This is a genomic window from Rugosimonospora africana, from assembly GCF_016862975.1.
In the GTDB taxonomy this organism is placed as follows: Bacteria; Actinomycetota; Actinomycetes; order Mycobacteriales; family Micromonosporaceae; genus Rugosimonospora; species Rugosimonospora africana.
Genome location: NZ_BONZ01000031.1, coordinates 46,118 through 60,750 on the forward strand (window position 1 = coordinate 46,118; position 14,633 = coordinate 60,750).

The window sequence follows — 14,633 nt, forward strand, 5'->3', positions numbered from 1 at the left end:
GGCGGATGAGCGGACGGGCGGTGTGCCGGACCCGCCGCCCGTACCGCACCGTTAATGCGTCTTTTACGAGCATTCGATGCCCACCGCATTCGACAGACGCGGCTGGCCGGACACCGGTGTATAGAATGTCCGCGGGCCCGCGTCGTCCGCACGATCCTTCCACGAGGTTCCCCGGAGTTCCTCTCGCGAGGATGGGCGCTGCCCAACCGGTGATCGCGACGGTCCACAATGAACGGCGGCATCAGATGGTAGGACGCACGCATACGTTAGGCCACTCGTCGGATCGCGCGGCGGTGCGCAGCTACCCGGGTCGCGGCATCCATGGCCAGGTCGTGGACACCCTGGGGCTGCGGGTGTTGGGTGGCGACTACCTCCCCGGTGACGTCATCGATCCCGACCGGCTGGAGTCCGAGCTGGCCGTCAGCAAGACGGTCATCCGGGAGGCTCTGCGCGTGCTCGGAGCCAAGGGTCTGGTGGACTCGCGACCCAAGCGGGGCACCTTCGTGCGGGAGCGCTCGTCCTGGAGCCTGCTGGACACCGACGTGATGAAGTGGCAGTTGCAGGTCGGCGTCTCCGACCGGTTCCTCGCCGACCTCGCCGAGGTCCGGGCGCTCGTCGAACCGGCCTGCGCCGCCCTCGCGGCACGACGCCACACCGCCGACGACCTCGTGGCGCTGGAGGACGCGGTCGCCGCGATGGCGGCGGCGGACGGCGACGCGGATGCCGCCATCGCCGCGGATCTGCGCTTCCACCGGGCGCTGATGGCGGCGGCGCAAAACGAACTGTTCACCCGCATGGACGTCGTGATCACCAACGCCCTGGATGCCCGGGACCGGGTCGTACACAAGCCGGGCGACCACTGGAGCGACCCGACCCCCAACCATCAGGCGATCCTGGACCGCATCCGGGACGGCGACGTGGACGGCAGCCGGGAGGCCGTGCACCGGCTGCTGGCTCAGGCAGACGCCGACCTGCGCCGGGCGCGGGCCGCGAGCCCGGCCACCCGCACCGCGAGGCGTCGCCGGACTCAGGCATAGCGGCGAGGCGTCGCCGGACTCAGGCGAGGCGGTCGCCTACCAGGCGGCGCCGGTGATCTGAGCGTTGAGCCGCCGCATCCACGACTGGTCGGTCCACCACATCGGGTGCTGCGGGGCGGCATTCGAGGTGAGAACGGCACCCCAGTAACCGTGGTCCAGGCAACCGCGGACGGTGTGTTCGGCGAGATCCTTGCCGACTGCGTCCTCCTCGAACCGGCTGAGTCGCGGGGTGTACCCGACCACGCCCTCGCCGAGGACCGCGGGCACGCCGAGCCGACCGGCGTGCGCCGCCACGGCGGCGACCCAGTCGGTGAGCGCAGCGCGCATCGCCAGCCGGTGTTCCTGGTAGTGCTCGTAGAGCCAGAGGTCCCAGCGGTCCGGGTCCACCCAGTCATGCACGTAGAACAGGTCCCCGTCGATGCCGGTGGCCCGCGTCTGCCACGACGCGTCCGGTCGGTAGTCGGCGCGGCGCGGCGCATCGGGGCGCAGCATGCCGGCCAGCGTCGGCGTGGGCCAGTGCTCGACCGCGGGGCGTGCGCCGGTGCCGTGCCCGAGACCGACCGCCTGGTAGAGCGCGGCCAGCACCCCGTACACGTAGAAGTGGAAGTGGGCGACGCCGACCTCGTCGGCGAGTTCGGTCAGTTCGATGGGCCAGGTTTCGCCGATCGAGTAGGTGCTCAGCAGGTCCGGGCGCGCCTGTCTCAGAGTGGCCAGCCCCTGCCGCAGCGGCACGCGCAGCCGGGCGTAGTGGCCGGGAGGGTCGCCCGGAGTGGGCGGGCAGACGCCGCAGTTGTCCACCTCGTTGTGCAGCTCCAGATAGGCGATCGGGCCGGCAAGGCCGCGTGCGGAGAGGTGCTCGACCAGGCGGGCCAGGGACTGCGCCATGAGCTGGCAACGGTCGGCGGGTGGCACCGCGGCCAGCGCGCGGAACCACACGTCGGACGTGACGAAGCACGGCGACTGCTGGTACTCCCAGGAGGAGACGATGACCCGTACACCGTGGCGCCCCGCGCTGTCGAACAGCTGCTCGAGCCGGTCGAGCGGGCGCAGCGGGTACCCGCCGCGGACGTTGTACCAGCGGGTACGTTGACCGTAGTCATGGCCCAGGCCGCAGACTGTGAGGTCGGTGTCGGGAACCCTTCCGGAGAACAACAGGAACGGGAGGGCGCAGATCCGCACCGCGTTGAATCCGCGGTCCAGCAACTGGTCGAATGCCTCGTCGAGGTTCTCGAAGGGCTCGCCCGGCCCGGCCTGCGTGTACCAGCTGAAGTCCCACAGTGAGATGGCAAGCCGCGGACCGGCGGGCCGATTCGGGCGGTGGAGGGTGACGGACATGGCCCTTCCTCACAGGTTGAGTTGCGCGAAGTCGGCCGCGGCCTGTTCGAGTAGCGCGCGCATCGCCCGTTCGGCGACCGGCTCGTCCCGCGCCCGAACGGCGGCCAGCACGGCGCGGTGGCTGGGCAGCGGGTCGGCCGCGCCGGGGTTGGCATGCACGAGAAGGTCGCGCTGGCGCAGGCCCTGTTCGATTACGCCCTTCAGGCTCGCGATCAGGACGTTGTGGGTGGCTTCCAGCAGCGCGGTGTGGAAGCGCAGGTCCGCCTGAACGACGTCGGCGGGGTCGTGCACCGCCGCGTCCATTCCTGCCAGTGCCTGTTCGAGCGCGTCGAGGTCGGCGTCGCCGCGCCGCGCCGCGGCGAGCGCGGCCGCGGCGGGCTCGACGATCCGGCGCACCTCCGCCAGTTGGTCCAGCAGTGCCTGTGTCGGTTGGGCCGCGACCCGCCAGCGCAGGACGTCGGCGTCGAGCATGTTCCATTCCTCGGGCGCGGTCACGAACGTGCCGCGCTTCTGGCGTGCGCCGACCAGACCCTTGGCGGCGAGAACCTTCAGCGACTCGCGCAGGACGGTGCGGCTGATCCCGAGCTCGGATTCGACGCTGGACAGGTCGATGGTGGTTCCCGGAAGGATGCGACCGGACAGGATCCGTGCCCCAAGCTCGTGCACGACCTGCCCGTGCAACCCGCGCGCGCTGTAGCGAGTCACGTTCCCTCCATCGCGGCACGTTCCGGAGACGGAGCCAGAATCTTACCTTAAGAATTAAATACGATTAAACCTTGACAGCCCACCGTCGTCGATTCGATAGTGGGTGATCCTCGCCGGTCGTATCGTGCGGCCGCCCGACGGAAGGACAGCGCCATGCACAACACCTGTGGCTGGCTGCGCTTCGGCCGCCGGATGATCTGGCTCGCGTGTCTGACCGCGCTCGTCCTGTCGGTCGCGGCGTGTTCGGGCAGCGGTGATGGCAACTCCGCGACCAAGCCCGGCCAGAAAATCGACATGACTTTCTGGTCTTGGGTTCCGGGAATCGACCAGGCGGTCGCCTTGTGGAACAAGGAAAACCCGAACATCCACGTGACACTGCAGAAGATCCCGTCGGGCTCCTCTGGCGGGTACGCGAAGATGCACGCGGCGCTGAAGGCGGGCAACGCTCCCGACCTGGCGCAGGTCGAGTACCAGGAAATCCCGGGATTCCTGATGGGCAGCAACCTAATCGACCTGAGTCAGTACGGGGCGGGTAAGTACCAGAGCAGGTTCACGCCGTGGCAGTGGAAGGAGGGCGTGTTCGGCGGCAAGGTGTACGCGATCCCGCAGGCATCCGGTCCGATGGGCTTTTTCTACCGCGCGGACCTGTTCGCCAAGGCCGGCATCAGCCGACCCCCGGCCACCTGGGCCGAGTACGAGCAGGACGCCATCAAAATCCACCAGTCGAATCCGACCGAGTACATCGGCACGTTCCCGCCCGGCAACTCCGCCTGGTTCACGGCACTGGCCTGGCAGGCCGGCGCGAACTGGTTCGGCACCAGCGGCGACACCTGGACGGTGCACATCGACACGCCCGTCACCGAGAAGGTCGCCACGTACTGGGACCGGCTGCGTACCGAGCACGTGATAAAGACCGAGCCGGACTTTGCCGACGGCTGGTACAAGGACCTGCAGACCGGCGCGATCGCCGGTTGGGTCAGCGCCCAGTGGGGCGACGCGATCATCACGGGCAACGCGCCGGGCACCTCGGGTATGTGGAAGGTGGCCCCGCTGCCGCAGTGGACGGCCGGCGGTACCGACTCGGCGAACTGGGGCGGCTCGTCCACCGCGGTTCTCAAGGGAGCCAAGCACCCGCAGCAGGCATTGCAGTTCGCGACCTGGCTCAACAGCGACCCGCAGAGCATCGCCCTGCTGATCAAAGGTGGCTACGGTTGGCCCGCCGCGACCTCCGGCTACGTCGGATCATCGCTGGACCAGCCGTCGCCGTTCTTCAGCGGCCAGAAGTACAACGACGTGTTCGCCGACTCGGATCAGCACATCAACGAGTCCTGGACCTGGATCCCCACCACCGATCAGGCATACCAGCACCTCAACGACGGGTTCTCCGCCGCCGTCAACGGCAAGGGCAGCTTCCTGGAAAGCGTCAAGGCCGCGCAGGGTCAGGTGGTTGACGACCTGAAGAGCGCGGGCTTCAAGGTCAGCACCGCGCAGTAGTTCCGGTACTCCGGTGGCCGGCTGCCCCCGCCGGCCACCGGACCACCCCGCCGCCGGCAGGGCCGGCGGAGCAGCGATCGAGGTTGACAAGAGGAGGAACGTTGGCCGCCGTCCACCGCCGCACCACCCGAGCAGCCTGGGGATTCCTGACCCCGTTCCTGGTTCTGTTCGCGGCCACGTTCCTGCTTCCCATCGGGTACGCCATCTACGAAAGCCTGCACAAGAACAGCCTGTCCGGGCCGCTGGGGCTCGGCGGATCGCATACCGTCTTCGCCGGGCTTTCCAACTACTCCCGGGCACTGGGCGACGCGGCGTTCCTGGCCAGCGTGCGCCGGGTGCTGCTCTACGCGGTGGTCCAGGTTCCGGTGATGATCCTGCTGGCGGTCGCGCTCGCGCTGCTGCTGGACACCGTCTCCGCGCGGGCGGTCCGATTCTTCCGCGCCACCTACTTCATGCCCTACGGCGTACCCGGCGTCATCGCCTCGATCCTGTGGGGGTTCCTCTACACCCCCGGTACCAGCCCGGTCCTCGCCCTCGCCGGTCACGCCGGGCTGCACCCGGATTTGCTGGGCGGCGGATCCGTGCTGTGGTCGATAGCCAACATCGTCACCTGGGAATTCGCCGGATACAACATGCTCGTCGTCACCGCCCAGCTGCAGGCCATTCCCGGCGACCTGTACGAAGCCGCCCGCACCGACGGAGCCAGCGCCTGGCAGATCGCGCGGCGCGTCAAACTGCCGCTGTTGCGTCCCGCGATCGTGCTCACCACCGTGTTCACCATCATCGGCACCCTGCAACTGTTCGCCGAACCACTGATCCTCAAGCCGGTCTCCACCGGGATCAGCAACGACTACACGCCCAACCTGAGCGCCTACAACTCGGCGTTCGCCAACAACGACTACTATCTCGCGTCGGCCAAGGCGGTGCTGCTGGCCGTGGCCGCGTTCGTGCTCTCCTTCGGATTCCTGCGGCTGGTCGGCCGGCGCGGCGGAGCATCGCGATGAGCGCGCCCAGCCTGGCACGGCCGCGGTCGAAGGACGGCGGGCCGGTGCGGCAACCGCGCTCCCGTCGCCGCCGAGGCGACGACAGCACGCCTGCGAGCCGGGTGACCGTCGTGGGTCTGTGCGCCGTCGCCGCCGTCTATTTCCTGCTACCGGTGTACTGGCTGATCGTCGCCTCCACCAAGTCGACCGCGCAGCTGTTCGGCAGCTCCGGCCTGTGGTTGTCGCGACCACAATGGTTCGCCAACATGCGGCACGTGTTCAGCTACGACCACGGCATCTACCTGCGTTGGGTGGTCAACAGCCTGGTCTACGCGGGAGCCGGTGCCGCGGTCGCGACACTGCTGTCGGCGATGGCGGGCTACGCGCTTGCCAAGTACCACTTCCGCGGCCGCGAGGCGGTGTTCAACGTGGTCCTCGGTGGGGTGCTCATCCCCGGCACCGCGCTGGCTCTGCCGCTGTACCTGCTCGCCGCCAAGGTGAGCCTGGTCAACAGCTACTGGGCGGTGCTGATCCCCAGCGTGGTCAGCCCGTTCGGCGTCTACCTGTGCCGGATCTACGCGGAGGCATCCGTCCCCGACGAACTGATCGAGTCGGCTCGCATCGACGGCGCCGGCGAGGCCCGCATCTTCCGCACCGTCGCCCTGCGGATCATGACGCCGGCGCTGGTCACCGTGTTCCTGTTCCAGTTCGTCGGCATCTGGAACAACTACTTCCTGCCGCTGGTCATGCTGTCGAACCCGAAGCTGTATCCGATCACCCTCGGGCTGACCTCCTGGCAATCCTTCCAGGACCGCCAACCCGAGCTGTACCAACTCGTCGTCGGTGGCGCGTTCGTCTCCGTGCTGCCGTTGATGGCGGCGATGGTCGTGCTGCAACGGTTCTGGCGCACCGGCCTGACCCAGGGAAGCGTCAAGGGGTGAGCCGTCCCCGCTCCCGACAGGATGACGGTCACCACGACGGCGAGCGGGAAGCCGCACACGTCTAGAACGTCGTCGATACGCGCTTCCGCGAACTCCGCCACGCGCACAATACGGGTATGGCGGAATCTCAAGCGTCCCTGCCGGGTCTGGTCAGCGACGCTGACCACCTGAGCCTGTCCCGCCTGGTCGTCGAAAGCACGTGGCGGGTCGACTCCGGTCGGGCCGGCACGCTGCACGAGTTGTTCGTCGACGACGGGGAACTGCGGGTCGAGCAGACCTACCGCGGCCGCGAGGCGATCCGGGCCTGGGGTCAGGCGCTCGAACGAGCCAATCCCTACCCCGGCATCCGGCACCTGGCGTCGAATCTGCGCTTCGTCGCCTCGGCCGTCGACGGCGAGGGCCGCGACACCGCCGAGGGCGTCACCGTGCTGACGGTCTACGTCAACGACGCCGACGGCCGGCCCACGAGCACTCCCTGGGTTGTCGGCGAAGACCACGACCGCTTCGTCCGTACCGAAGCCGGCTGGCGCTTCACGCACCGAAGCTGGATCCAGCTCTTCACTCGCGATTGAGAGTACGTCCACGCGGCGGCAGCGTCGGGACCGGTAGGGGTCGGCCGTGTCTGGCCCCGCCTCGCGCCCATCCCTCTGGCGCTGCGGGACGCCGCTATGACGTGACCACGACACCGCCGATGCCGGTGCGCCCGGCCGGGGTGCCGACGAGTTCGACCGTCACGCCGGCGCGGACACGTTCCCCAAAGACATCGACGATAGCCTCCGTAACTCCGGAGATGAGGCGGGCGACGATTTCCTCGGCGTCGGGTCGGCTGAACGCGGCTTCCTTGATGCCGAATGTGACGCTGGGCGAGGGCGCCTGCGCTGGCGCGCCGCCGATGCCCCATCGGTTGGGCGGCAGGCCAATCAACTGCACGACCGCGATGCTTCGCGCCCACTCCCCGTAGACCGCGACGACCGCGTCGGTCAGTTTCTCGATCAGGGCGGTCTCGCGGCCGGCCAGGTCGCTCTCCAGTACCTGGACGCTGAGGTGGGGCATGCCATCCTCCATGCAGGGTTCAGTTTGCCTACGAATTAGCTTTGATAACAAAGCTATCCCGGGCGTGGGTGGATGTCAACGCAGGTTCGGTTGGCCGGCCGAGCCGGGCTGCGATCGCACTCGTTGAAGGTTGAGCGTGGCCGCGACGGCGGCGAGGTCCGCGAAGTCCTTGTCGCACACCGCCCAGGTGCTGTAGCCGTGCGCGTTGTGGCAGGTGCCCCAGCGACCGTAGTCGGTGTACCAGCGGGCCACTGCCGAGGCGCCATCCGAAGCTCGGTCGTACACCCAGATTTTGTCTCCGTAGGGCTGGAACTCTACAGAGGAGCCCGGGCCAGGGGCGCGTCGTAGACTGCGCCTGCTTGAAACGGCACCTGATTGAGAGGCCAGCACAGTGACCGGTAACGGCAATTCCGACTGGGGTCGGGACGGGTGGGCGATCCAGCCCGGCGAGGGCACGATGATCGAGCTTGGCGGCCCGCACCGGCCGGAGATCCTTGTCCGTGGGGCTGACGTCGGCGGCGCTCTCGGCAGCTTCATCTTCCACCATGACGTCATCGCCGAGAACCCGCCGCATGCGCACCTCAACTTCATGAAGATCGCGTACGTGCTCGATGGCGAGTACCACTTCCGGGTGGGCGACGCCGAGTTCTCCGGCGGTCCGGGCACCATGGTGGTCGTGCCGCGGGGCGCACACCACACGTTTGTCACGCCGACCGGCGGCAGGCTGCTGTTCGTCAGCGCGCCGGCCGGCAACGAGGAGCTGTTCGAGGAACTCGGCCGCCTCGGACCGAGCCCGACCGCGGACGAGGTGGCCGCGGTCGACGAGCGCTTCGCCACCGAGCGGCTGCCGGGAGACGAGGGGCGCCCCTGGAGCCAGCTGCGCTGAGGATCCGTGCCCGCAACCTGGCGCGAGCAGTGATCCAGGTCACTCGGGATGAACTTTCATCCCCCGGACACGTCCGGAGCACCTGGATACTTCTCGCGTTCACCCAGGGAGAATGATGAGATCAGCTCGCAAGATATCGGCGCTGGCACTGCCGCTGGTGCTGGGCGTCTTGGCGGTGGCTCCGAGCGGTACGGCGGCGTCGGCGCAGCCGCAGGCTCCGAAGCCGTCGACGGCCCCCGCGTTCGCGTCCAAGCCCCACACGGTCACCCTGATCACCGGCGACACCGTCCACATCAGTACCAAGGATGGTGCGACGGCCATCGACGTCGTGCCGGGCAAGGGACGGGAACGGATCCCGTTCGTCAAGGACAGCGCCGGCAAGGACGTGCGGGTCATCCCCGCCGACGCCGTCGGCCTTCTCAACCGGGGCAAGCTCGACGAGCGGCTGTTCGACATCTCGACGCTGGTCGACTTCGGCTACGACGACACCCGGGCCACCCTGCCGCTCATCGTCGCGCACGCCGGCGCCGCGCCCGCCGGTGTCGTCGGGGCGAGGACCACCCGACAGCTCTCCGGGGCGGACGCCGTCGCGGAGAGCCGCACGGACGCGGTGTCCTTCTGGAACGGCATCACGTCCGCCGCGAGTGGCAACCAGCGGCAACTGCGGGCCGGGTTCGACAAGATCTGGCTCGACGGGCTGCGCCACCCCACCCTCGACGTTAGCGTCCCGATGACCGGCGCGCCCCAGGCATGGCAGGCCGGCTGGACCGGAACGGGGGTGAAGGTCGGCGTGATCGACACCGGCATCGACCAGACCCACCCCGACCTGGCCGGCCGCGTTGCCGCCGCGGAGAACTTCACCACCGACCCGGACACCCTCGACCGGGTCGGCCACGGTACCCACGTCGCCTCCACCATCGCCGGCGACGGGGCCGCCTCGCAGGGCCGGTACAAGGGCATGGCGCCCGGCGCGACCCTCTACAGCGCCAAGGTCTGCACCGAGGAGGGTTGCCCGGAGTCGGCGATCCTGGCCGGCATGACCTGGGTGGCGCAGCAGGGCGTCACGATCGCCAACATGAGCCTCGGCGGCCCGGACAGCCCGGGGACCGACCCGGTCGAGGCGGCCCTGACCGACCTCACCCACCGCTACGGCGTGCTGTTCGTTGTCGCCGCGGGCAACGACGGCGAGTCCGGCGAGTCCACGGTGAACTCGCCGGGCGACGTGACCGAGGCGCTGACCGTGGGCGCGGTGACCAAGACGGGTGACCTGGCCGACTTCTCCAGCCGGGGCCCGCGCACCAGCGACGCCGGCATCAAGCCGGACATCACCGCGCCGGGCGTCGGCATCGTCGCCGCCCGCAGTTCGACCTCGGACCTGCCGCCGGACGACGAGAACCCGCAGTACACCAACCTGTCCGGCACCTCGATGGCGACTCCGCACGTGGCCGGCGCGGCGGCGATCCTGGCCCAGCAGCACCCGGACTGGACGCCTGAGCAGATCAAGTCCACGCTGATGGCGGCGGCGCAGCCCAGTGCCGCCATCGGCGTCTACGAGCAGGGCGCGGGCTTCGTCAACGTCGCCCGGGCGATCGGGCAGACCGTCACGGCGAGCCCGGTCAGCGTCGCCTTCGAGCGGACCACCGCGGCGCAGAAGAGCACGGTCACGTACGCCAACAGCGGCCCTTCCGCCCTGACCCTGGCTGTGGCCCTCGACGCCAAGGACGCCGACGGCGCCCCGGCACCGGCCGGCCTGTTCAGCCTGTCCGCCTCCTCGGTGACGGTCCCGGCCGGCGGCACGGCCACCGTGACCGTCAACGTGGCGGCCGGCGCCAACCTGCCCGACCTCTACTTCGGCGGCGAGGTGACCGCCACCGGCGGCGGCGCCCAGGTGCAGACCCCGGTCGCGCTCGACGTCGCCCGCCACCAGCTGAACCTGAAGCTCGTCGGGCCGGACGGAACGGCGCCCACGGCCGACCAGGGCTGGGTCACTCTCCTGACCGATCTGGACCGGCAGACCGTCCAGGAACTCGACGACCCCACGGCCACCGAGTACCGGCTGCGCGCGGGCCACTATCTGGTCCAGACCTACCTGTTGACCGGCGACCCGAACTTCCCGAACATCACGTCGCTGGTGCGCCCGAGCCTCGACCTGACCAGGGATCAGGCGCTGACCATGGACGCCCGCCTGGCAAAGCCGATCGCGGTGTCGGTACCGAACCCGAAGGCCACCGCGGTCTTCCAGGAGGCCGGCTGGACGATCCGGACCCAGCAGCCGCAGATCTGGGGCAGCAACGACCCGTACGGCGTGCTGATGAACGTTCCCCTCGACCACCTGAGGACCGCGCAGATCGGGGCCGGCAAGACGCCCGGCTTCGTTTCCTACGTCAACGGGATGTGGGGCCAGGTTGCCCAGGACGGCACCCTGCACAACAGCCCGTATGTCTACCGGGTCTACCTGTACGAGCCGGAGAAGATGATGACCGGGCTGAGCCGGAAGCTGGGCGCGAAGGACTTCGCCACGGTCCGCTCCCAGATCAGCGCGGACGTGGCCGGTGTGCCGGTGTCGCGGTTCGCGGTGGCGCACGCGCCCGGCAACTCGCCGGTCTACCGGTCCAACGACGAGCGTTCGGCCCCGCCGAAGTTCACCTACGACGTGCCGAACACCATCACCGAGTACTACAACCAGGACAAGCAGGCGGTGTGGCAGTCGACCTCGGCCCAGCAGGGGTACACGTACTACGAGTCGGCGTGGACCAGCTTCAAGCCCGGGCACACGTACGACGTGAAGTGGGCCAACGGGGTGATCGGGCCGGTCTTCCCGGAGCCGAACTTCGGCCAGCAGTGGTCTACCCGCTACTGGGGCGACACGATGGGCGGCCCGGGGCCGTTGCACGGCGACGGCGCCGGGCACGACGGCTTCCGGTTTGTCGACGGCGGCAGCGTGCAGGTCAACCTCTACCGTGACGGGGTCAAGGTCGGCGACGCGAACCAGGCGCCCTGGGCGTGGGACGTGCCCGCGGCCACGGGTGACTACCGGTTGACCGCAACGTTCCGCAGCGACCCGGCGTTCACCACCTCGACCGTGGTCGACGCGGCGTGGACCTTCACGTCCGGGCACGTGGGCGACGGCGACCTGGTGAAGCTGCCGATGACGGCGATCCGGTTCACCCCGGACCTCGACATCGACAACCGGGCGCCGGCCGACCGGCTGTTCGCCATCCCGGTCTCGCTCGATCGTCAGGTCGGGGCGGCGAAGGCCCGGACCACGACCTTGACTGTCGAGGCATCGTTCGACGATGGCAAGACCTGGCAGAAGCTGACCGTGCTGCGCTCCGGTGAGAAGGCGCTCGCCTGGGTACGCAACCCGGCCGGCACTGGCTTTGTCTCGTTGCGGGCCGCCGCGACGGACAGCAGCGGTAACACGGTCAACGAGACCATCATCCGCGCCTACCGGTACTGAGAGTGGGTCCCGGACGCGGCGCGCACCGGCGCCGCGTCCGGGTCACCGGCGCCGGTGCGGCCGCTGGCCCAGCCGGCCCGCTCGATGGCGGCGCTCCGTTCGATGGCGGCCCGCCGCTCGGCCGCGTCGTCGTGCTCCTCTCCGAGTTCCGCGGCATAGGCGCGCAGCAGACAATGCATCCGCCACCGGCCGTCGCCCGGCTGGATCAGTTGCTGCGCCTCGAGTTCGGCGAGCAGGCCGTGGGCGCGGCGCGCGGACACCCCGCCGACCGCGGCCGCCGACCGCCAGCTCAGCTCCCCGCTCGGATGCAGGGGCAGCAGCCGGAAGAGCCGGGCCGCCTCAGAGGTCAGGGCTCGGTAGGACCAGGAGAAGACCGCCTCCAGATCAGCCCTGGCGTCCCCGAAACCGGCCAGCCGGCCGTCGGCCCCGGCCAGCTCACCGGCGACCGCGGACAGGCCCAGCCCGGGCCGGCCGAGGCTGCGGGTGGCGACCAGCGCCAGGGCCAGCGGCAGCCGCTCGCACCGCGTGATGATCTCGTCGACGGCGTCCGGGTCGGCGACCGCCGCGTCGCCGAGCCACCGGATGAGCAGTTCGCGCGCCTCGGCGTCGGTCAGCGGGTCGAGGTGCAGCGAGTGAACGCCGACCAGCCCGGAGATCCGGCGGCGGCTGGTGGCGATGACCAGACTGCCGCCGGTGCCGGGCAGCAGGTGCCGGATCTGGTCGCGGTCGCGGCAGTTGTCGAGCAGGATCAGCATCCGGCGCTTCGCCAGGATGCCGCGGAACAGGCCGGCCTGGGCGTGCAGGTCCGCCGGGATGGCGCCCGGCGCGACCCCGAGGGACCACAGGAAGCCGCGCAGCGCCTCCGCCGGTCCCATCACCGAGTCGCCCGGGCCGAAGCCGCGCAGATCCGCGTGCAACTGCCCATCGGGGTAGCGGCCGGCCAACCGGTGAGCCAGGTGCACCGCGAGGGTGGTCTTCCCTACGCCGGGCATCCCGTCGATGACCAGCGCGGAGGCCCGCCGGTCCGCGGGCAGCAGCTCCCGCGCGGCGGCCAGGATGCTGTGGCGGCCGGTGAAGTAGGGGTGGTCGGCCGGCAACTGCATCGGCGGCTCGGCCCCGGCCGACGGCTTCGGGCCGCGGCGCGGCGTCCGGCGCGTCGAGCTGAAGTCGTCGGAGTCGGCGTCGAGCAAGCTTTCGCGGGCGTCGACCAGGCTTTCGCGGGCGTCGACCAGGCTCTCCCGGGCGTCGAGCAGGCTTTCGCGGGCGTCGAGCAGGCTGTCGCGGGCGTCGAGCAGGCTGTCGCGGGCGGCGCGCAGGTCGTCGCCCGGCTGGATGCCCAGCTCGTCGGCGAGCCGGTGCTCGATCTCGGCATAGGCCGCATGCGCCTCGGCCCGCCGGCCGTCCGCGGCCAGCGCCAGCAACAGTCGCGCCTGCAGCGCCTCGTCCAGCGGCTCGTAGTCCGCGGCCTGCCGGATCGCGGGCAGCACCGCGTGGACGCACCCGGCCCGCACGGCGGCGTCGGCCGCCGCCCGGACGGCCGCGGACCGCTCCCTGTCGACCGCGGCGAAGTCCGGATGCGCCCGGCCGCCGGCCCGCAGGCCGGCGGCACACCGGTCGCGCCACAGCGCCAGCGCCTGCCGGTAGAGCTCGACGGCCGGCTCGCCGGAGCTGTGGCCGGCCTCGGCGACCAGGTGGCGGAACCGCAGCAGATCCAGCGACTGCCCGTCGACGCACAGCTGGTACTGCGCGCCGTCGCGGATCAGCACCGAGCCGGATGCCCGCGTGGGCAGGCTCGGCTCGAAGAGCCGCCGCAGCATCCCGACGTGCCGGTGCACCACATTGACCGCGCTGGGCGGGGGATCGGACTCCCAGAGCAGGTCGACGAACTCGGTGATGCTGACCGCGCCGCCCGCTCGGGCCAGCAGCAACGCCAGGATCAGCCGCTGCTGCCGGGTACCCAGGTCGATCTCGGACTGGCCGCGCCAGGCCCGCACCGGGCCGAGGACGGCGAAAGACAGCGGGCCGGTCATCCCTGATGCGATCCCTGTGCGTGTGCGGTGCTGGTTGCCTCGTCCGCCGAAGCATGGCAGGGCCCGCACCGGGAAACGGGCGCGCCGCCGCGGCAATGTGAGCTTCGACTCGGCGGCGCCGGATTGCCGGGCGGTGCCCTCGCGCCCGCTCAGGCCGCTTGCAGGCCGGTACGAAGGGCGCGCAGCGCATAGTGGGTCCGCGACTTCACCGTGCCGATCGGTACGCCCAACCGGCCCGCGACCTCGGCCGGTGACCGCCCGACCAGGTAGACCTCGCAGAGCAGGCGGCGTTGCGCCGGACTCAGCCGGTCCAGCGCGTCCCGGATGGCGTAGGACGCCAGCGCCGCGCCGGTGGTGTCCTCACCCGCGGGAATCCAGGTCATGTCGACGAGCTGGACCTCGTCCGGGCGGCCCCGCTGCAGCCGGACGCGGTCGACGACCAGCCGCCGGGCGACGGTGAACAGCCACCGGCGGGCGGCATCGGGCTCGGCGGGCACCGCGTCGAGGTGCCGCCAGGCTCGCAGCATCGTCTCCTGGAGCAGATCCTCGGCGCTCTGCCGCTGGCCGCGGGTCAGGACGAGCAGCAGACGCAGCACGGCGCGGGCGTGGTCGGCATGCAGCGCGGTCATGCGCTCGGCCCGGCCGGCCGGTGATCTCTCGGGTTCCCGCGGCACGATGTCCCCCGTAACCAGTAGCAACGGTGAATGAG

13 protein-coding genes are annotated in these 14,633 nt (G+C 70.3%); 7 read left to right on the forward strand and 6 right to left on the reverse strand.

The features are described 5' to 3' along the window. The first annotated feature begins 293 nt into the window (after positions 1–293). The gene (locus Raf01_RS16570; RefSeq protein ID WP_203918790.1) at positions 294–1,037 is read left to right on the forward strand and encodes a FadR/GntR family transcriptional regulator; all 744 of its coding nucleotides are present in this window, start codon (positions 294–296) and stop codon (positions 1,035–1,037) included. Positions 1,038–1,073: 36 nt separating this feature from the next. Here Raf01_RS16570 and Raf01_RS16575 read toward each other — a convergent pair whose 3' ends face one another. Both Raf01_RS16575 and Raf01_RS16580 read right to left on the reverse strand, forming a co-directional pair. Next, positions 1,074–2,372 (reverse strand): cellulase-like family protein, encoded by a 1,299-nt coding sequence (locus Raf01_RS16575; protein ID WP_203918791.1) that lies wholly within the window; start codon positions 2,370–2,372, stop codon positions 1,074–1,076. Between the two features lie 9 nt (positions 2,373–2,381). Continuing rightward, positions 2,382–3,077 carry a FadR/GntR family transcriptional regulator gene (locus tag Raf01_RS16580; protein WP_203918792.1) on the reverse strand — a complete coding sequence of 232 codons (696 nt, stop codon included), beginning with the start codon at positions 3,075–3,077 and terminating at the stop codon, positions 2,382–2,384. A 153-nt stretch (positions 3,078–3,230) separates the two neighbouring features. On the opposite strand from Raf01_RS16580, the gene Raf01_RS16585 reads away from it, so the two are divergent. The 4 genes from Raf01_RS16585 to Raf01_RS16600 all read left to right on the forward strand — a co-directional run bounded on the left by Raf01_RS16585 (position 3,231) and on the right by Raf01_RS16600 (position 7,067). Continuing rightward, entirely contained in the window at positions 3,231–4,571 is a 1,341-nt protein-coding gene (locus Raf01_RS16585) for an ABC transporter substrate-binding protein (RefSeq protein WP_203918793.1), read from the forward strand. 101 nt (positions 4,572–4,672) lie between these two features. Then, the gene (locus tag Raf01_RS16590) at positions 4,673–5,575 is read left to right on the forward strand and encodes a carbohydrate ABC transporter permease (protein WP_203918794.1); all 903 of its coding nucleotides are present in this window, start codon (positions 4,673–4,675) and stop codon (positions 5,573–5,575) included. Further along, complete coding sequence (locus tag Raf01_RS16595; RefSeq protein WP_203918795.1) at positions 5,572–6,495, forward strand: carbohydrate ABC transporter permease; 924 nt, start codon at positions 5,572–5,574, stop codon at positions 6,493–6,495. The genes Raf01_RS16590 and Raf01_RS16595 overlap by 4 nt, the downstream gene beginning before the upstream one ends. Positions 6,496–6,611: 116 nt before the next feature. Further along, entirely contained in the window at positions 6,612–7,067 is a 456-nt protein-coding gene (locus tag Raf01_RS16600) for a nuclear transport factor 2 family protein (protein WP_203918796.1), read from the forward strand. A gap of 94 nt (positions 7,068–7,161) precedes the next feature. On the opposite strand, the gene Raf01_RS16605 is transcribed toward Raf01_RS16600, so the two are convergent. Then, complete coding sequence (locus tag Raf01_RS16605; protein ID WP_239133665.1) at positions 7,162–7,560, reverse strand: tautomerase family protein; 399 nt, start codon at positions 7,558–7,560, stop codon at positions 7,162–7,164. A gap of 63 nt (positions 7,561–7,623) precedes the next feature. Then, on the reverse strand, positions 7,624–7,833 hold the full coding sequence (locus Raf01_RS16610) for a hypothetical protein (protein WP_203918797.1): 210 nt from the start codon (positions 7,831–7,833) through the stop codon (positions 7,624–7,626). Positions 7,834–7,939: 106 nt separating this feature from the next. Between Raf01_RS16610 and Raf01_RS16615 the strand changes: the two genes are divergently transcribed. Beyond that, positions 7,940–8,434, forward strand: coding sequence for a cupin domain-containing protein (locus Raf01_RS16615; protein WP_203918798.1), 495 nt, complete (start codon positions 7,940–7,942; stop codon positions 8,432–8,434). 115 nt (positions 8,435–8,549) lie between these two features. Further along, on the forward strand, positions 8,550–11,894 hold the full coding sequence (locus tag Raf01_RS16620; protein ID WP_203918799.1) for a S8 family peptidase: 3,345 nt from the start codon (positions 8,550–8,552) through the stop codon (positions 11,892–11,894). Here Raf01_RS16620 and Raf01_RS16625 read toward each other — a convergent pair. Both Raf01_RS16625 and Raf01_RS16630 read right to left on the reverse strand, forming a co-directional pair. Then, complete coding sequence (locus Raf01_RS16625) at positions 11,882–13,924, reverse strand: AfsR/SARP family transcriptional regulator (protein WP_203918800.1); 2,043 nt, start codon at positions 13,922–13,924, stop codon at positions 11,882–11,884. The genes Raf01_RS16620 and Raf01_RS16625 overlap by 13 nt on opposite strands. Before the next feature lie 149 nt (positions 13,925–14,073). Then, positions 14,074–14,598, reverse strand: a complete 525-nt coding sequence (locus tag Raf01_RS16630) for a sigma-70 family RNA polymerase sigma factor (RefSeq protein ID WP_203918801.1) — start codon at positions 14,596–14,598, stop codon at positions 14,074–14,076. Positions 14,599–14,633 lie beyond the last annotated feature (35 nt).